An 18,330-nucleotide genomic window follows, 5' to 3' on the forward strand; every position below is an offset into this window, starting at 1 on the left:
CCCAGGGGAGCGCCACGACGGACCTGTCCGGCCCCCGGTCCTCGCCGTGGCGCCGACGCTGATTTCGGCCCGACCCCGACGGTCCGCTATCCTCGTCCAGTCGCTCGTGAGGGCGGCATGCGCCCGTAGCTCAACGGATAGAGCATCTGACTACGGATCAGAAGGTTTGGGGTTCGAATCCCTACGGGCGCGCAGGGTGAGAGACGCTGGGCCTCCGTCGCAGGACGGAGGCCCAGTGACGTTTCCGGGCCCCTTCGGAAGACCGGGACCCACCGCGTCCGTGGGACGCATCGGCCTCGTAGGCTACTGATCGGTAGATCCTTCCTTCCCCGGCACGAAAGCCCGCCCGTCATGCGCAAGATCCTCGCCCCCGTCCTCGTCGGCATCGGCGCCTTCCTGGTGGTCGCGGCGGTGCTGGCGCAGACCTGGGTGCCCGGGCAGGTCGAGCGGACGCCGCTGGACACCGACAGCACCACGCACCTCTCGGGTGAGGCCCGCGTCGGTGGGCCGAAGGAGCCGGTGGGGCCGGTGCTGGCCTACAGCATCAACCGCGCCGACTCCGAGGCGTCCGACGACGAGGTGATCGTCTGGGCGACCTCGCTGTGCGTGGTGCGCGACGAGGGCGGCATCGACGGGTGCGTGAGCGCCGACGACCCGCAGGGGCGGCTGATCAGCGCGGAGGCGGAGGCGTTCGCGACCGACCGGCACACGGCGCTGACCGTCGCGAACGACGGCTACCTGCCGGCCGACGCCCCGCAGCAGGAGGGCCTGCAGAACAAGTGGCCCTTCGGCGCGCAGCGGCAGACCTACCCGGTGTGGGACGGCGTGGTCGGCGCGGCGGTCGACGCGACGTACGAGGGTACCGAGGAGTTCGACGGCCTCGAGACCTACCACTACCGGGCGGAGGCGACCGCCGACGGCGTCGACGTCCTCGAGGGCGTGCCCGGCGACTACGCGCAGACCACCGACTACTTCATCGAGCCGCGCACGGGCGCGATCATCAAGCAGGTGGTGCACCAGGAGCGGTCGGCCGACGGGGTCGGCGAGATCCTCGTCCTGGACCTCGCGTTCACCGACGACCAGGTGCAGACCAACGTCGACGAGGCGCGCGACAACATCTCGCGCCTGCGGCTGCTCGAGACGATCGTGCCCGTCGTCGGGTACGTCGTGGGCGGAGTCGCCCTGCTGGGCGGGCTGGCGCTGCTGGTGGTGCGCCGGCGGACCCCGGCGTAGCCGTCAGCGCTTGCGCCGCTTGCGCTTGCGGAGGACGGCGACCCTGGCGGTCGTCGTCGAGGCATCGAAGCCGGGGCCGCCGGAGTAGGTGATGGTCGCCGTGGTGCGGCCCGGCTTGACGAGCGGGAACTTCGCGACCGCGTTGCCCTTGGCGTTGAGCGGCAGCGTCATCGTCTGCTTGCGCAGCTTCACGGTCACCGTGCCGGTGGGCCGGGCCGTGGTGCCGGCGGCGCGCACCTTGACCCCGATCGCGGCCTTGCGGGCCAGCCGCTTGCGCTTCACCTTCATGCGGGTCGTGGTCGTGACGGCGGCCGGCGCGGCCACGGTGGAGCTCACCGCCGAGTAGCCGTCGCGGGTCGCGGTGACCTGGACGCTGATCGTGGCGCCGAGGTCGTCGGCCGTCGTCGTGTACGTCGCGGCGGTCGCTCCGGGGATCGCGGTGCCGTTGCGGAGCCAGGCGACGGCCACCGCGGCATCCGCCGGGTTGTAGGTGCCCGGGGTGACGGTCAGGGCCTGGCCGAGCGCCGTGGATCCGCCCACCACGGCCGGGGTCGCCTCGGCGATCGGCGGCGGCGGCGCGCTGCCGGCGGCGATCACCTGCTTGGTGGCCTGCCGGATCGCCGGCAGCTGCGCGTAGAGCCGACCACCGGGGCAGGCGGTGTCGTTGGTGTCGCGGTGGCCGTCGATCACCGGGAGGCTCACCACCCGCCGGGCGCGGAACTTGTCGCTGCCCTCGGAGGTGACGGTCGCGCTGCCCAGCGGGTCGAGGCCGTACGGCGCGATCTTCCACGCGGCCAGCGCGGCCACCGCGGAGATGATCTGCGGGGTCGGCGAGACGCTGTCGTAGTTGCCGATCACCGAGATCCCCGTCGACGTGGCGTTGAAGCCCAGGGTGTGCGCGCCGCGGACCAGCTTCGCGGGCCCGCCGGACCGGCCGACCCAGATCCGTCCGAACTTGTCGACGAGGAAGTTGTAGCCGATGTCGGACCAGCCGAGGCTCTTGGTGTGGTAGCGGTAGAAGCCGCGCAGCAGTGCCGGCACGTCGGCCTCGCCGTAGTCGTTGCCGCTGGCCGTGTGGTGGACGTGCACCTGCTGCAGGGTCTTGTTGTACGTCGGCGAGCCCGATCGCCAGCTCTCGTCGGCGCCCCACTTCTTCCGGGTCAGCATCGCCGGCTGGGTGACGGTCTTGCGCTGCAGTCGGCCGCGCCCGCTGACCCGCCCCCGGGTCCGGCTCGAGCGCAGCCGCGGCCGGACGGTCGCGTCGCCGCGCAGCCGCCGCGGGTGCAGCAGCACCAGGGAGAGGTCGGCCGGTCGGTTGCCGTCGACCCGGATGTCGATGCCGTCGGACCGCCCGATCCACACCAGGTGGGTACCCCGGGTGGAGGAGGTCTCGGCGGCGCCGGCGTCGGGCTCGTCGTGCATCACGGTGGCCGGGCGCCACGGCGTCCACTGGCCGCGGAGCCGGGAGCGGAACCGGATCTGCGGATCGCGCCGTCCGGTCCAGGTGAAGCCCACCATCGAGTGCGTGGACGTGCCGAGCGTGCGGGAGCGCCAGGAGCCGTCCGCGGTCACGGGCAGCAGGTCGTCGCCGAGCCGCACCGTCAGTGAGCCGACCTGCGAGTCGGAAGAGAGCTCGAGGCGCGGACGGTCCGCGGGGTCGCCGTCGGTGAGGCTCGCGGCGAGCTTGGTCGCGGCGGTTGCCGTGCCCAGGGCGGCGGCCCCGGCCAGGCCGAGGATGACGGGTCGACGATGCGCGTGGGTGCGTTCCACCCCGCCAGTGTGCGTCACATCAGCACCATGTGTCACACGGACCCGCCGAGAACTTACGTACGAGAAGGACGAAAGCCCTGTCTGTACTGGGTTCTGGGCATTTTCGGCCTACCCCGCTTCCGCGACCGTCCCGAGCTTGGGTTACCGTCCCGACAAATGCCCGAGGGGATCGAAAGGTAACGACTGACATGGTCGACGTGGAGAGTGCGCTGGATCAGGCAGGACTGACCAACCCGCGGGTGAGGGAGTACGTGGCCGAGTGGGCCGCGATCACCCAGCCTGCCCGGATCGAGGTCGTCGGCGCCGCCGACGACGCTCGCCTGGTCCAGGAGTCGCTCGACGCGGGTGAGCTGCAGCCCGCCGGGCCGGGGCGCTACTACTCCCGCAGCTACCACAAGGACACCGCCCGCTCCGAGGAGCGCACGGTCGTGGCCACCAGCAAGGACGCCGACAAGGGCGTCTACAACAACTGGAAGCCCGCCAAGGAGATGACCGAGCTGCTCACCGAGCGGATGCGCGGCGCCTCGGCGGGCAAGACCATGTACGTCATCCCCTACCTGATGGCGCCGCCCGGATCGCCCCTCGCGCCGTACGCCACGGGTGTCGAGCTCACCGACAGCCGTCCCGTCGTGCTGCACATGATCCGGATGTCGCGGGTCGGCGTCGACTACCTCAACGACCTCGAGGACCCCGACAGCTTCGTGCGCGCCGTGCACGTCACCGGCGACCTGCCCAACCTCGGCCAGGGCACGCCCGACGACCAGCGCTACTTCGCCACGGTCGCCGACGAGCGGACGATCCTGCACTACGGCTCGTCGTACGGCGGCAACGCGCTGCTCGGCAAGATCGCGCACGGCCTGCGCCAGGCCTGCTACGACGGCCGCGAGTCCGGGGTGTTCCTGGCCGAGCAGTTCATGCTGCTCGGCATCACCGACAAGCAGACCGGCAAGCGCTGGCACGTCTGCGGCGGCTTCCCGAGCGCCTCCGGCAAGACCAACCTGGCGATGACGCTGGCGCCCGACGCGATGGGTGACCGTTACCACGTCGAGTTCTACGGCGACGACATCGCCTGGCTGTGGGTGGGCGAGGACGGCCGGGTCTACGGCATGAACCCGGAGTTCGGCGTCTTCGGCGTCGCCAAGGACACCAACGAGAAGACCAACCCGACCGCGCTCGACTCGATCGCCGACGGCACCGGCGTGATCTTCACCAACGTCGCCTACAACGACCGGACCGAGGAGGTCTGGTGGGAGGGCAAGACGAAGAGCCACCCGGAGGACGTCACCGGCTGGCGGGACTGGAAGGGCAACCTGATCTCCGAGCGGGAGCCCGGGGACGACTCGCCGTGGGCGCACCCCAACAGCCGCTTCACCACGACGCTGGCCAACGTCCCCAACGTGGCCGCCGACTTCGAGGCGCCGCAGGGTGTCCCGATCGACGCGATCATCTTCGGCGGCCGCACCAGCGACCGTGAGCCGCTGGTCCGCGCGATCTCCGACCTGGCCGAGGGCGTCTACGACGGCCTGACGCTCGGCGCCGAGGCGACCTTCGCCGCCGAGGGCGTCGACGGCCAGCTGCGCTACGACCCGATGTCGATGCGGCCGTTCATGGCCTACGCCGAGGGCGACTACGCCGCCCACTGGCTCAAGATCATCGGCGCGGCCAAGGAGCAGCCGGTCTTCGCGCACGTGAACTGGTTCCAGCGCGGCGAGGACGGCCACTTCCGCTGGCCCGGCTACCGCGACAACCTGCGCGCCCTGCTGTGGCTGTGCCGCTTCAAGGACGGCGAGGTCTCCGGCCGGCAGACCCCGGTGGGCGTGCTGCCGACGGTCGAGGAGCTCGAGCTCGAGGGCGTGGAGATCACCCCCGAGGACCTCGAGACGATCCTGACCATCGACGTCGCCCGGTGGCGCCAGGAGATGGGCTTCCGCGAGGAGCACCTCAAGCAGTTCGACCGGCTGCCCGAGGAGATCTGGGAGGCCCACCGCCGGGTCGCCGCCGCTCTCGACGCGGAGGCCTGAGGAATTTGGTGAGGTGCAGGAATACCCGGTGCACCGGGTATTCCTGCACTTCTCACGTGGTGCGTCGGCCGAGAAGTGCAGGCTCTGCCTGAGAGGTCCGGCCCACCGGTCGGGTCAGCCACAGCGCGCCGACCACCAGCACGGCGCCGGCGGCGCCGTCGAGCCAGTAGTGGTTGGCCGTGCTGACGACGACGAACAGCGTGGCCAGCGGGTGCAGGAGCCACAGCCAGCGCCAGCGTGACCGGCAGGCGGCGATCAGCACGATCGCGAGCAGCAGCGCCCAGCCGACGTGCAGGCTCGGCATCGCGGCGTACTCGTTGGAGAGGCTGGAGAGCACCGGCGCCTGGTAGATGGACATGCCGCCGGCGTGGCCGGTGTCGACCATGCCGAGCGACGACAGCAGTCGCGGCGGGGTGACCGGCACCAGCACGTGGAAGACGAGCGCGGCGCCGGTGGCGGTCAGCAGGGCGCGCTTGGCCCAGGTGTACGCCGGGCGCCGGTAGCGGTAGAGCCAGACCAGGACCGCGATCGTGAGCGGGAAGTGGACCGAGACGTAGTAGCGGTTCGCGAGCTCGATCAACCAGTCGTGCCCGAGCGCCCAGGCCTGCAGCGACCCCTCGGTCGGCAGCCGCAGCCAGCGCTCCGCGTCGAGGATGCCGCCCGCGTGGGCGTCGGCCCGGTCGAGCTCCTGGGCGGCGAGCATCCGGCCGAGGTTGTAGAGGAGGAAGGCGCCCAGGACCTGGGCCAGCTCGCGGACCACGTCCGCGCCGCCGGTACGACGAGACGCGGTCGGTGCGACCGTGCTCACCGCCATCGGCGCTCTACCGTCCCCTCGTCAAGACTTACAACTGTAAGATAGTCGGATGGCCCCTTCGGGGGCACATCGGGTCCGACCCGGGCGACGGGCCGAACTCATCGAGAGGAGGGGCGATCGCCACCGCAGATACCTGCGACCCGCGTGTCGAGCGCAGCCGGGCGCAGCTGACCGACGCGCTGCACACGCTGCTGGGCACCCGCGACTCGCGCGACATCTCGGTCTCGGCCCTCTGCGCCGAGGCCGGCGTCAGCCGCCCGACCTTCTACCAGCACTTCGCGAACCTCGACGAGGTCGCGGTCGCCGGCATCGAGCGTCGCTTCGCCGAGCTGCGCGCCGAGATCGTGGACGGCCCGGACGCGGCGTACCGGCTCCTCGTCGCCTTCCTCGGCGACATCGACGCCCAGGGCGAGTCGTGGCGGCGCACGATCGGCACCGGCACGGCATTCTCCGCCTCGCGCGACGCCGTCGAGACCTGGCTCGCCGACCGGCTGGCCGAGCGGGCGCCGGGGGCGAGCCCGACGGCGGTGCGGTACGCCGCGGCCGGGTTCCTGGGCGCGGTGCGCGCCTGGATGCTGGACGACGCGGGGCCGGACCGCCCCGACGCCGCCGTCCTGGCGGTCCGCCTCGTCGAGCTGTCCGGCCTGGTGCTCGGCCCGGCCGATCCGCACCCGGGGTGCCGCCCGGGCTCGTAGCATCCACAGTGACGGGCGTCACGAGGTGCAGGAGGCGCAGGTGCAGGTCCCGGCCCCGATCGAGTACGAGCGGGCGGTCAGCGTCGAGCACGCGATCGGGCTGCTGGAGCGGCTCGGCGAGGAGGCCCGGCTGATCGCCGGGGGGCACAGCCTGCTGCCGATGATGAAGCTGCGGCTGGCCAACCCGGAGTACCTCGTCGACATCAACGACCTGCACGCCGAGCTCGGCTACATCCGGATCACCGCGACGCAGGTGCGGATCGGCGCGATGACCCGACACCGCGAGCTGCTCGAGTCCGACGAGCTCGCGGCGGTCTGCCCGATCTTCCGCGACGCCGAACGGGTGATCGCCGACCCGCCGGTGCGCAACCGCGGCACCTTGGGCGGCGCGCTGTGTCAGGCCGACCCGTCCGAGGACCTGTCGTCGGTCTGCACCACCCTCGACGCGAGCTGCGTGATCCGCGGGCCGGAGGGCGAGCGCACCGTGTCGATGGACGACTTCCACCTCGGACCCTACGAGACCGTCGTCGGGCACGCCGAGATGCTCACCGAGGTGCGGATCCCGGTGCGGCCGCGGGGCAGCAGCGCCTACGCCAAGGTCGACCGACGGGCCGGCGACTGGGCGGTGGCCGCGGCCGGCGCCGCGCTCTGGGTCGACGAGCGGGGCACGATCGCCGACGCCCGGGTCGGCCTCGCGGCGGTCGGCCCCAACACCACCGGCATCCCGGAGGTCTCCGCCGCCCTGCGCGGGCGCCCGCCGTCGGACGAGGCGTGGTCGCTCGCGGGCGCGATCGCGGCGCAGGCCTGCCGCCCGGTCACCGACAGCCGCGGCACGGCCGACTACAAGCGCCACCTGGCCGGCGAGCTCACCCGGCGTACCCTCCGCGCGGCGTGGGAGCGGGTCCGGGAGGGGGGCGCAGCCTGATGGAGATCAGCCTGACGGTGAACGGCGAGCCGGTGACCCGCGACGTGGAGGCGCGGTTGCTGCTCGTGCACCTCCTGCGCGACGAGCTCGGCCTGACCGGCACCCATTGGGGGTGCGACACCAGCAACTGCGGCACCTGTGTGGTGCTGTACGACGACGAGCCCGTGAAGTCGTGCACGGTGCTGGCCGCGATGGCCAGCGGCCACGACGTACGCACCGTCGAGAGCCTGGAGTGGGAGGGCGAGCTCGACCCGGTGCAGCAGGGGTTCATGGAGTGCCACGGGCTGCAGTGCGGCTTCTGCACCTCGGGGATGCTGATGACCGCGCGGGCGCTGCTCGACCGCGACCCCGACCCCAGCGAGGCGACGATCCGCGAGGCGATCTCCGGCCAGATCTGCCGGTGCACCGGCTACGCCTCGATCGTCCGCTCCGTCCAGTGGGCCGCGGCGCACCCGGAGGGCAAGCGGTCATGAGCACCTTCGTCGACAACGACCAGCGGCCGCTCGGTCACGGCCGGATGCTCCGCAAGGAGGACCGCCGCTTCGTGCGCGGCCGCGGCACGTACGTCGACGACATCAGCCTCCCCGGCATGCTCCACCTCGCCGTGCTGCGCTCGCCGGTCGCGCACGCCCGGATCGTCGGCGTCGACACGCTCGCCGCCGAGGCGCATCCCAAGGTCAAGGCGGTCGTCACCGGCGCGATGCTGGCCGAGCGCGGGCTGGCCTGGATGCCGACGCTGTCGGGCGACGTGCAGGCGGTGCTCGCCACCGACAAGGTGCGGTTCCAGGGGCAGGAGGTCGCGTTCGTCGTGGCCGAGGACCGGTACGCCGCCCGCGACGCCCTCGAGCTGATCGACGTGGAGTACGACGTGCTCGAGCCCGTCGTCGACGTACGCCGAGCCCTCGACGACGACGCGCCGCTGATCCGCGACGACCTCGAGGGCAAGCGCGACAACCACTGCTTCGACTGGGAGACCGGCGACCCGGCCGCGACCGCGGCGGTCTTCGACCGGGCCGAGGTCGTGGTGCGCCAGGAGCTGGTGTTCCCGCGGGTGCACCCCGCGCCGATGGAGACCTGCGGCGCGGTCGCCGACTACGACCGGGTCGAGGAGCGGCTGACCCTGTGGGCGACGACGCAGGCGCCGCACGCCCACCGCACGCTGCTCTCGATGTTCGCCGGGCTGCCCGAGCACCGGATCCGGGTGGTCTCGCCCGACATCGGCGGCGGCTTCGGCAACAAGGTGCCGATCTACCCCGGCTACGTGCACGCGATCGTCGGCTCGATGCTCACCGGCCGGCCCGTGAAGTGGACCGAGGACCGCACCGAGAACCTGGTCGCCTCCGGCTTCGCCCGCGACTACGTGATGCAGGGGGAGATCGCGGCCACCCGGGACGGGCGGATCCTCGGGCTGCGCAGCCACGTGCTCGCCGACCACGGCGCGTTCAACGGCACCGCCGCGCCGCGCAAGTTCCCCGGCGGCTTCTTCGGGGTGTTCACCGGCAGCTACGACCTCGAGGCGGCGTACTGCTCGATGACCGCCGTGCACACCAACAAGGCCCCGGGCGGGGTGGCGTACGCGTGCTCGTTCCGGATCGCGGAGGCGGTCTACCTGGTGGAGCGGATGGTGGACCTGCTCGCCGCCGAGCTCGGCCGCGACCCGGTCTCGTTGCGGATGCAGAACTTCATCCGGCCCGAGCAGTTCCCCTACACGAGCCGCACGGGGTGGGTCTACGACTCCGGCGACTACCCCCGCGCGATGGCGGAAGCGCTGCGGATCGCGGGGTACGACGAGCTGCGGGCCGAGCAGGCCGAGCGACGGTCGCGTGGCGAGCTCATGGGGATCGGGGTCTCCTTCTTCACCGAGGCGGTCGGCGCCGGGCCGCGCAAGGACATGGACATGCTCGGGCTCGGCATGGCGGACGGCTGCGAGCTGCGGGTGCACCCGACCGGCTCGGCGGTGATCCGGCTGGCCGTGCAGACCCAGGGGCAGGGGCACGAGACGACGTTCGCCCAGCTGGTCGCCGAGGAGCTCGGTATCCGTCCCGACGACGTCGACGTGGTGCACGGCGACACCGACAACACGCCGTACGGCCTGGGCACCTACGGATCCCGCTCGACCCCGGTGTCGGGCGCGGCGGCGGTGCTCGCGGCCCGGCGGGTGCGCGACAAGGCGCGGCTGATCGCGGCCGGGATGCTGGAGGTCGCGCCCGAGGACCTCGAGTGGACCAAGGACGACTCGGGGGGCCGCTTCGACGTCCGCGGCGTGCCCGACACGGGTGTGACGATCCAGCAGATCGCGATGCGCGCCCACGGTGCCGGCGACCTGCCCGCCGGTGTCGAGGGCGGGCTGGACGCGCAGATCTCCTACAACCCCGACAACCTGACCTACCCGTTCGGCGCCTACATCTGCGTGGTCGACGTCGACCCGGGCACCGCGGTCGTGAAGGTGCGCCGCTTCATCGCGGTCGACGACTGCGGCACCCGGATCAACGAGATGATCGTCGAGGGACAGATCCACGGGGGGCTGGCCGACGGGATCGGGATGGCGCTGATGGAGTTCATCGGCTTCGACGAGCACGGCAACTGCCTCGGCGGCTCGCTGATGGACTACCTGATCCCGACCGCCCTCGAGGTGCCCGACTGGGAGTGCGGCACGACCGTGACCCCGTCGCCGCATCACCCGATCGGGGCCAAGGGCGTGGGCGAGTCCGCTACGGTCGGCTCGCCGCCGGCGGTCGTGAACGCGGTGGTCGACGCGCTGGCGCTGTACGGCGTCCGGCACGCCGACATGCCGCTCACCCCGTCACGAGTCTGGGAGGCGATGCAGGGCCGTGCCGCTCCTCCCTTCTGAGGTGCCCTCATGACACCCACGCAGCTGCGGGCCTTCGCGTCCGTGGTCCGGCTCGGCTCGGTGAAGGCCGCCGCCGCCGACCTGGGCGTGACCGAGGCCGCGGTCTCGCTGCACGTCGGCCAGCTGCGCAAGGAGCTCGGCGACCAGCTCTTCAACCGGACGTCGTCCGGGCTGGCGTTCACTCCAGGCGGACTGCGGCTCGCCAGCCGCGCGGTCGAGCTGCTCGGGCTGCAGGACCGGACCGTGCTCGAGGTGCGCGCCGCCGGCGCCGGCCGCCGGCTGCTGCGGCTCGGCACCACCTCGCTCTTCGCGGAGTACGCCGCGCCGGGCCTGATCGGCCTCTTCGCCGACCGCGCCCGCGACCTCGACGTGGAGCTGAGTGTCCACCGCGCCCGGGACTTCGAGTCGATGCTGCTCACCCGCACCGTCGACGCCACCATCGGCCCGCGGCCCGCGACGTCGGACCCGGCGGTGACCAGCACGCTGTTCCTGCACTACCAGATCCTGGCCGTGGTCACCCCCGACCACCCGCTGACCCGCACCGGCCAGCCGGGCACCGCGCTGCTGCGCGACCAGACCTGGCTGCTCGGGCCGTCGGCCGCCGACGACTCCGGCGTGATCCCCGCGATGCTGCACCGCATCGGCGTACCGGAGGACCGGCAGCAGATCTTCCAGTCCCACGCCGCCGCCGTCGAGGAGGCCAAGCGCGGCACCGGCATCGGCCTCGCCGTCTCCTTCGCGGTCGCCCAGGACCTCGCCGCCGGCGCGCTGGCCCGCGTGCCCGGCCGGCTGCTCCAGGGCCAGGGGTCCTGGAACCTCTCGATCCTCGCCGGCCAGCGCGCCACCCCGGCGGCGGAGGAGATGGCCCGGTTCGTGACCACGCCGCGGGCCACCCAGGCGATGCTGCGCGGTCGCGGGGTCACCCACGGCCGGTTCAAGCCGGCGGTGCACGTCACCCTCTGGAGCTGACCGCCCCCGCGGACGTCATACGGTCAGTGTGTCCCCTTCCACCGTCCGTATGACGTCCCGCGACAGCAGCGCGCCGCGAATCGTCCACAGCGGCGGCTCGGGCGCGGTCGTCCACAGGTGAGTGGCGAGCAGCCACGCGGTGCGGGCAGCGGTGCGCATGGTGTCGGCATGCCACGAGGACCTTCGTACGACGACCGCAGGTTCGCCGCCGCGCGCGAGCTCGCCGAGGAGCAGGGTGGCCTGCTGTCGCGGCGCCAGCTCTATGCGCTGGGCATCACCCGCTGGGAGATCACCGGCCAGGTGCGGGCCCGGCGCTGGCTGCTGGTCGGCGACCAGTCGGTGCAGCTGCACAACAGCACGCTGTCGGCGTGGGGTGAGATGTGGGGCGCGGTGTTCCAGGGTGGGCCGCGGGCCAGCCTCGACGCCGGCTCCGCGCTGATCGCGGCCGGGCTCGAGCGCTTCGAGATGGATCGCGTGCGGGTGTCGGTGCCCCGCGGGGCACGGGTGCGCCGCAACCGGCGGTTCAACATCAGGCAGACCCGGCGCTGGGACGCCGCCGACATCGTGCGGGTCGGGATCCCGCGGACCCGGACGCCGACCGCGGCGGTGCGCGCCGGCCTGTGGGCCCGCACCGACCGGGAGGCGACCTACGTGCTGACGATCGCGGTCCAGCAGGGGCTGGTGCCACCTCACGAGCTGGGTGAGGAGCTGCTGAGGATCCGGCGCGACCGGCGCCGGCTGCTGCTCCACGCGGTCGTCAACGAGCTCCTCGACGGCGCCCGATCCCTGGGCGAGATCGACGTCGCCCGCGAGCTGCGTCGGCGCGGACTGCCGCCGCCGGCGCGCCAGGTGCTGCGCCAGGACGGTCGCAACCGCTACTACCTCGACCTCTACTGGCCCGACTACGCCCTGGTCCTCGAGATCGACGGCATCCACCACGCCTGGGCCGAGAACGTCGTCGGCGACGCGCTGCGCCAGAACGCCGTCGTGCTCCAGGGCGAGACCTTCCTCCGGCTGCCCCTGCTCGGGCTGCGGCTGCGCCCCGGCGACTTCTTCGCCCAGGTCGAGCACGCGCTCCGCGCCGGTGGCTGGCGCCCCGCCGCCGCCTGACCCCCGCGGACGTCATACGGACAGTGTGTCCCCTTCCACCGTCCGTATGACGTCCCGGCCGCGGGCGGCACCTAAGCGAAGTGTTGATTCGCTGTTGCGGCCGGGTGTGACCGGGAGCACAGTGGCGTCAATCCTGACGCGGCTCTAGGGGGAGGTGGCGCGCGTGCCGATCGAGTCGGACGGGCACAGCCGGGGGAACCCGCGGATGTACGAGCTGATCGAGGGCGCCCCGAAGGAGGGGAAGAGCCCGACGGTCTGGGCGTTCCCGCAGTTCGTCGAGTTCCTCAAGGTCGCGGGCCAGCCGGTGCAGGGTCCGTGGCCGCCGCACCAGCAGCCCCGGCCGGACCCGACCGAGGTCGACTCGATGCCGGTCGCCGTGCCCGATCCGGCGAGCGAGGGGGCCTGATGTACCCCTCCCGCTTCGCCTACGAGGCGCCCCGCACCCTCGACGAGGCCATCGACCTGTTGGCGCAGGGCCGGGGCGAGGCCAAGGTGCTGGCCGGCGGGCAGAGCCTGGTGCCGCTGCTCAAGCTCCGCTTCGCCAACCCCGACCTGCTCGTCGACATCAACAACCTGCCCGGCCTCGACCACCTCGCCATCGCGGCCGACGGCGGCGTCCGCGTCGGCGCCCTCGTCCGCCACCGAGACCTCGAGCGGGCCACCGCACTGGCGAGCGCGCAGCCGGTCATGGCGGCGGCCGCGCCACTGATCGCGGACCCGATCGTGCGCACCCGCGGCACGCTCGTGGGCTCGCTGTGCCACGCCGACCCCCAGGGCGACTGGGCGGCGGCGGTGCTCGCGGCCGGCGGGCAGGTCGTCGCCCAGGGGCCGCACGGCCGCCGGAGCATCCCGGTGGGCGAGTTCGTCGTCGGCCCGTTCCAGAACGTCCTGGAGTACGACGAGGTCGCGGTCGAGGCCACGATCCCGGCCGCCCGCGACCGGGTGGCCGGCGGCTTCCTGAAGCTGGAGCGCCGGGTCGGCGACTTCGCGACGGCCGGCACCGCGGTCGCGCTGGAGCTCGACGGCGACCGGGTCACCCGTGCCGGCATCGCGCTCACCGGCGTCGGCAGTCGCACCCTGGATGCGCGGGCCGCCGCCGACTCGCTGCTCGGGCGGGCGCTGACCGCCGAGACGATCGCCCGCGCCGCCGAGCTCGCGGCCGAGGCCGCGCAGCCCAACTCCGACCACCGGGGCAGCGCGGCGTACAAGCGCCACGTCATCCACACCTTCGTGACCCGGATCCTCACCCGGGTCACCACGACGACAACGGAGCACGCCGCATGAGCACCCTGTTCGAGGAGATCCCCCCGGCACCCGCCGACGGTGTGCCGGTACGCCGGGTGACGGTCACCGTCAACGGCCGGGAGCGCACCGCGGACGTCGAGCCGCGGCTGCTGCTGGCGCACCTGCTGCGCCAGGGTTTCCGGCTCACCGGCACCCACACCGGCTGCGACACCACCAACTGCGGTGCCTGCACGGTGCTCGTCGACGGGCTGCCAGTGAAGAGCTGCACGATGCTCGCCGTGCAGGCCGACGGCCACGAGGTGACCACGGTCGAGGGGCTCGGCGGGCCGAGTGAGCTGCACCCGCTGCAGGAGGGCTTCAAGGACGAGCACGGCCTGCAGTGCGGCTTCTGCACGCCGGGGATGATGCTGGCCGCCAAGGCCCTGCTGGCCGAGAACCCCCGCCCGACCGAGGACGAGGTCCGGTTCGCGCTCTCGGGCAACCTGTGCCGCTGCACCGGCTACCAGAACATCGTCAAGGCGGTGCTCTGGGCCGCGGAGAAGATGAACGGGGGCGACCAGTGACCCTCACCGAACCGAGCCGCGCGCTCGACGAGATCAAGATCGGCGGCATGGGCGCGAGCCGCAAGCGCGTGGAGGACAACCGCTTCATCCGCGGTAAGGGCCACTACATCGACGACGTGGTGCTGCCCGGCATGCTGCACATGGAGATCCTGCGCAGCCCGGTCGCGCACGCGCGCATCCGGTCCATCGACACCAGCGCCGCGTGGGACGTCCCCGGCGTACGCCTGGTGCTCACCGGCGAGATGATGGCGACCCGCAACCTCGCGTGGATGCCGACCCTGAGCTACGACACCCAGGCCGTGCTGGCCACCGACAAGGTGCGGTTCCAGGGCCAGGAGGTCGCCTGCGTCATCGCCGACGACCCCTACATCGCCAAGGACGCCTGCGAGGCGATCGTCGTCGAGTACGAGCAGCTGCCGGTGATCGTGAACCCGACGCAGGCGCTCGCCGCCGACGCGCCGATCATCCGCGACGACAAGCAGGGGCAGCACGACAACGTCTGCTTCAACTGGGAGGTCGGCGACAAGGACGGCACCGACCGTGCGTTCGCCGAGGCCGACGTCGTGTCGCGGATCCGGATGCACTACCCGCGCTCGCACCCCTCACCGCTGGAGACCTGCGGCTCGGTCGCCGACTTCGACCGGGCCACCGGCAAGCTCACCGTCTACATGACCACGCAGGCGCCGCACATCGTGCGGGCCGCCGTCGCGCTGATCGCGGAGCTGCCCGAGCACCTGATCCGGATCGTCAGCCCCGATCTCGGTGGCGGCTTCGGCAACAAGGTGCCGGTCTACCCGGGGTACGTGATGTCGATCCTCGCCTCGATCCTCACCGAGCGCCCGGTGAAGTGGATCGAGGACCGCACCAGCAACCTGATCTCGACCGGCTTCGGCCGCGACGTCTACCTCACCGGCGAGATGGCGCTGCGGCAGGACGGCAAGATCCTCGGCGTCCGGATGCACACCGACTCCGACCACGGCGCGTTCTTCGGCGACGCCCAGCCGAGCAAGTTCAAGATCGGCCTGCTGCACTCGGCGTTCTCCTGCTACGACATCCCGACCGCGCACCTGACCGCGCGGGGCGTCTACACCAACAAGGCGCCCGGCGGCGTCGCCTACCGGTGCTCGTTCCGGGTCACCGAGGCGATGTTCTTCCAGGAGCGGATGGTGCAGGCGGCGGCCGAGGACCTGGGCATCGACCAGGCGGAGTTCCGTCGGATGAACTTCGTGCGCGACGACGACTTCCCGCACCGGACGCCGTTCGGCTTCCTCACCGACTCGGGTCAGTACGCGAAGTGCCTCCAGGTCGGTCTCGACGCGATCGACTACGAGGGCTTCCGCCGCGAGCAGGCCGAGGCAGCGAAGAACGGGAGGCTGCTGGGCATCGGGATCTCCTGCATGACCGAGCCGCTGGGCGCCGGCAACAGCCGCGAGTACGACATCCTCGGCATCAAGATGTTCGACTCCGCCGAGCTGCGGGTGCACATGACCGGCAAGGCGATCCTGCGCACCGGCGCCAAGACGCAGGGTCAGGGGCACGAGACGACCTGGGCGCAGATCGTCGCCCACGAGCTCGGCCTGCCCGCCGACGACATCGTGGTCGAGGAGGGCGACACCGACACGGCGCCGTTCGGCATGGGCACCTACGCCTCGCGCAGCACGCCGGTCGCGGGCGCCGCGGTCGCGATGGCTGCGCGCAAGGTGCGGGCCAAGGCGCGCAAGCTCGCCGCCCACCTGCTGGAGGTGTCGGAGGAGGACGTCGAGTGGGAGCTCGGCCGGTTCTACGTCCGCTCCGCCCCCGACCGCGGCGTGACGATCCAGGAGTGCGCGATGGCGGCGTACTCCAACATGCCCGACGGCCTCGAGCCGGGCCTGGAGGCCAATGCCTACTACGACCCGCCCAACCTGACCTGGCCGTTCGGCTGCTACATCGTGACCGTCGAGGTCGACCCGGTGACCGGGGTCTGGGACGTGCTGCGGGTGGTCGCCGTCGACGACTGCGGGGTGCGGATCAACCCGATGATCGTCGAGGGTCAGATCATGGGCGGCCTCACCGAGGCCTACGCGATGTCGTCGATGCAGTTCATCACCTTCGACGCCGAGGGCAACTGCATCGGCTCGAACTTCATGGACTACCTGCTGCCCACGGCCTGGGAGACCCCCGGCTACGAGCTGCACGAGGTCGTCACCCCCTGCCCGCACCACCCGATCGGCGCCAAGGGCATCGGCGAGTGCGCGACGGTCGGCGGGCCGGCGGCCTTCGTGAACGCCGTGATGGACGCGCTCAAGGGCCACGGCGTGCGCAACGTCGACATGCCGCTGCTCCCCGACCGCGTCCACGAGGCCCTCACCACGCGCGCCGACGTCTCCGGCGCCCCACCGATCAGGACCGACTCATGAACGAGCAGGACTTCGCCGGTCAGGAGTACGCCGTGGCGACGGTCGTGTGGCGGCAGGCGCCGTCGTCGGGCCAGATCGGGTCGCGCGCGATCGTCACCGCCGACGGGCAGATCCACGGCTGGATCGGCGGTGCCTGCGCCGAGCCGACGGTGATCCGCGAGGCGCAACGGGTGATCCGTGAGGGCGAGGCCCGACTGCTCTACCTCGGCGCGAGCGACGACCTGGTGCTGCCCGAGGGGATGACCGCGATCCCGATGTCGTGCCAGAGCGAGGGCGCCTTGCAGGTCTACGTCGAGCCCGTCCACCCGCCCGTGCACCTCGTGGTGGTCGGCCGGTCGCCGATGGCCGAGCTGCTCACCGAGCTCGCCCGCGTCCTCGGCTGGCGGGCCGAGCTCGTCGACGGCGCCGGGTTCACCGCTGCCGACGTCGATGAGCGCGCCGTCGTCGTGGTCGCCACCCAGGGGCACCACGACGAGGACGTGATCCGGCACGCCGCGTCGGCACGGCCGGCGTACGTCGGCCTGGTCGCGTCGCACAAGCGGGGCGAGGCCGTCCTCGGCTACCTCGCCGACCGCGGCGTCCCGCCCGACCTGCTGGAGCGGGTGCACACCCCCGTCGGGCTCGACCTCGGCCACACCACCCACCGTGAGATCGCGGTGTCCATCCTGGCCGAGCTGGTGCGGGTCCGCGCGGCGGGCGGCCTGGCCGTCGAGCCGGGTCGCCGGGAGCTCCCCCTGCTGCCGACCGCCGAGGCGCTGGACCCGGTGTGCGGGATGACCGTGCCCGCCGACGACGCCCACTTCCCGCTGGAGGTCGACGGCACGACGTACCACTTCTGCTGCGTCGGCTGCCGCGATGCGTTCCTCACCAGGACGGAGGCCTGAGACGTGCGGATCGGCAACGAGTTCGAGGTCGGCCAGTCGGTCGACAGGGTCTGGGAGTTCTTCGGGGACGTGCCCGGGGTGGCGGCGTGCCTGCCCGGGGCGGACCTCACCGAGGAGCTGGGCGACGACACCTACGGCGGCACCGTCGGCGTGCGGATGGGCCCGGTGCGGATGGAGTTCAAGGGCCGGGCGAAGATCCTGGAGCGCGACGACGCAGCCAAGCGGATGGTCATCGACGCCTCCGGCTCCGACCTCAAGGGCCGCGGCCAGGCCGCGATGACCGTGACCGCCGTGCTCACCCCGGCCGGCCGGGGCACCCGGGTGCGGATGGAGCAGGACCTCCAGCTCTCCGGCGCCGCCGCGCAGTACGGCCGCGGCATGATCTCCGACGTCACGACCGTGCTGATGGGCCAGTTCGCCGACAACGCACAGCGGCGCATCGACGCGCTGGAGCGCGGCGAGTCCGTGGACGCCCTCACCGCGAAGCCCGCGAGCGGGCTGTCGATCGGCCTCCAGGCCATGCGGATGGCGCTGCTGCGCGTCTTCCGCCGGTTCTTCCTGCCCTATCAACCCACTCCGACGAGCTGAGGTGTCCCTGATGCTGTGGTGGATCGGCAACATCGTGCTGCTGGTGGTCGTCGTACCCGTGCTGGTGGCGCTGCTCAACCGCGTGCTCGCCGCCCTGGAGCGGATCCGGGCCGCGTCCGACGACATCCTCGCCGGTGGCGGAGCGCTCGCGGCCGAGCTCGACGGGGTGCCCGAGACGCTCGCCGAGACCGGCGCCACCGTCGAGGCCGTCTCGCAGGGCGCGGTCCGGTACGCCGGCTCCGTCGGAAAGCTCCTGGGGTGAC

General features: G+C 72.3%; 17 protein-coding genes and 1 tRNA gene. 16 read left to right on the plus strand and 2 right to left on the minus strand.

The genetic code is table 11. The features are described 5' to 3' along the window. Positions 1-119: 119 nt before the first annotated feature. Both FHU40_RS10680 and pgfA read left to right on the plus strand, forming a co-directional pair. Positions 120-192: transfer RNA gene (locus FHU40_RS10680), tRNA-Arg, on the plus strand. Between the two features lie 159 nt (positions 193-351). Beyond that, positions 352-1,233: a cell envelope lipid trafficking protein PgfA gene (pgfA, locus tag FHU40_RS10685; protein ID WP_183592333.1), complete on the plus strand. Its 882-nt coding sequence runs from the start codon at positions 352-354 to the stop codon at positions 1,231-1,233. Positions 1,234-1,236: 3 nt separating this feature from the next. Here pgfA and FHU40_RS10690 read toward each other — a convergent pair whose 3' ends face one another. After that, entirely contained in the window at positions 1,237-3,003 is a 1,767-nt protein-coding gene (locus FHU40_RS10690) for an N-acetylmuramoyl-L-alanine amidase (RefSeq protein ID WP_183592334.1), read from the minus strand. A 188-nt stretch (positions 3,004-3,191) separates the two neighbouring features. Between FHU40_RS10690 and FHU40_RS10695 the strand changes: the two genes are divergently transcribed. Further along, on the plus strand, positions 3,192-5,024 hold the full coding sequence (locus FHU40_RS10695) for a phosphoenolpyruvate carboxykinase (GTP) (protein ID WP_183592335.1): 1,833 nt from the start codon (positions 3,192-3,194) through the stop codon (positions 5,022-5,024). 52 nt (positions 5,025-5,076) lie between these two features. Here FHU40_RS10695 and FHU40_RS10700 read toward each other — a convergent pair whose 3' ends face one another. Beyond that, the gene (locus FHU40_RS10700; RefSeq protein WP_183592336.1) at positions 5,077-5,832 is read right to left on the minus strand and encodes a phosphatase PAP2 family protein; all 756 of its coding nucleotides are present in this window, start codon (positions 5,830-5,832) and stop codon (positions 5,077-5,079) included. On the opposite strand from FHU40_RS10700, the gene FHU40_RS10705 reads away from it, so the two are divergent. The 13 genes from FHU40_RS10705 (at position 5,817) to FHU40_RS10765 (ending at position 18,329) form a co-directional block, all read left to right on the plus strand. Continuing rightward, entirely contained in the window at positions 5,817-6,533 is a 717-nt protein-coding gene (locus FHU40_RS10705; RefSeq protein ID WP_183592337.1) for a TetR family transcriptional regulator, read from the plus strand. The genes FHU40_RS10700 and FHU40_RS10705 overlap by 16 nt on opposite strands. A 40-nt stretch (positions 6,534-6,573) precedes the next feature. After that, positions 6,574-7,458 (plus strand): FAD binding domain-containing protein, encoded by an 885-nt coding sequence (locus tag FHU40_RS29455; protein WP_183592338.1) that lies wholly within the window; start codon positions 6,574-6,576, stop codon positions 7,456-7,458. Next, positions 7,458-7,931 carry a (2Fe-2S)-binding protein gene (locus tag FHU40_RS10715; RefSeq protein WP_183592339.1) on the plus strand — a complete coding sequence of 158 codons (474 nt, stop codon included), beginning with the start codon at positions 7,458-7,460 and terminating at the stop codon, positions 7,929-7,931. The genes FHU40_RS29455 and FHU40_RS10715 overlap by 1 nt, the downstream gene beginning before the upstream one ends. After that, positions 7,928-10,309 (plus strand): aerobic carbon-monoxide dehydrogenase large subunit, encoded by a 2,382-nt coding sequence (locus FHU40_RS10720; protein ID WP_183592340.1) that lies wholly within the window; start codon positions 7,928-7,930, stop codon positions 10,307-10,309. Before FHU40_RS10715 ends, FHU40_RS10720 begins: the two co-directional genes overlap by 4 nt. A 9-nt stretch (positions 10,310-10,318) precedes the next feature. After that, positions 10,319-11,278 (plus strand): LysR family transcriptional regulator, encoded by a 960-nt coding sequence (locus FHU40_RS10725; RefSeq protein WP_183592341.1) that lies wholly within the window; start codon positions 10,319-10,321, stop codon positions 11,276-11,278. A gap of 168 nt (positions 11,279-11,446) precedes the next feature. Next, complete coding sequence (locus FHU40_RS10730; RefSeq protein ID WP_183592342.1) at positions 11,447-12,388, plus strand: hypothetical protein; 942 nt, start codon at positions 11,447-11,449, stop codon at positions 12,386-12,388. Between the two features lie 163 nt (positions 12,389-12,551). Further along, positions 12,552-12,794 (plus strand): hypothetical protein, encoded by a 243-nt coding sequence (locus FHU40_RS10735; protein WP_183592343.1) that lies wholly within the window; start codon positions 12,552-12,554, stop codon positions 12,792-12,794. Continuing rightward, on the plus strand, positions 12,794-13,672 hold the full coding sequence (locus tag FHU40_RS10740) for an FAD binding domain-containing protein (RefSeq protein WP_183592344.1): 879 nt from the start codon (positions 12,794-12,796) through the stop codon (positions 13,670-13,672). The genes FHU40_RS10735 and FHU40_RS10740 overlap by 1 nt, the downstream gene beginning before the upstream one ends. Continuing rightward, on the plus strand, positions 13,669-14,196 hold the full coding sequence (locus FHU40_RS10745; protein WP_183592345.1) for a (2Fe-2S)-binding protein: 528 nt from the start codon (positions 13,669-13,671) through the stop codon (positions 14,194-14,196). Before FHU40_RS10740 ends, FHU40_RS10745 begins: the two co-directional genes overlap by 4 nt. Next, positions 14,193-16,595 (plus strand): aerobic carbon-monoxide dehydrogenase large subunit, encoded by a 2,403-nt coding sequence (locus tag FHU40_RS10750; protein ID WP_343057820.1) that lies wholly within the window; start codon positions 14,193-14,195, stop codon positions 16,593-16,595. The genes FHU40_RS10745 and FHU40_RS10750 overlap by 4 nt, the downstream gene beginning before the upstream one ends. Further along, positions 16,592-17,479 carry an XdhC family protein gene (locus tag FHU40_RS10755; RefSeq protein ID WP_183592346.1) on the plus strand — a complete coding sequence of 296 codons (888 nt, stop codon included), beginning with the start codon at positions 16,592-16,594 and terminating at the stop codon, positions 17,477-17,479. Before FHU40_RS10750 ends, FHU40_RS10755 begins: the two co-directional genes overlap by 4 nt. 3 nt (positions 17,480-17,482) lie before the next feature. Next, positions 17,483-18,067 carry an SRPBCC domain-containing protein gene (locus tag FHU40_RS10760; RefSeq protein WP_183592347.1) on the plus strand — a complete coding sequence of 195 codons (585 nt, stop codon included), beginning with the start codon at positions 17,483-17,485 and terminating at the stop codon, positions 18,065-18,067. 10 nt (positions 18,068-18,077) lie between these two features. Further along, on the plus strand, positions 18,078-18,329 hold the full coding sequence (locus FHU40_RS10765) for a hypothetical protein (protein WP_183593745.1): 252 nt from the start codon (positions 18,078-18,080) through the stop codon (positions 18,327-18,329). Position 18,330 lies beyond the last annotated feature (1 nt).

Source organism: Nocardioides soli, assembly GCF_014191495.1.
Lineage (GTDB): Bacteria > Actinomycetota > Actinomycetes > Propionibacteriales > Nocardioidaceae > Nocardioides > Nocardioides soli.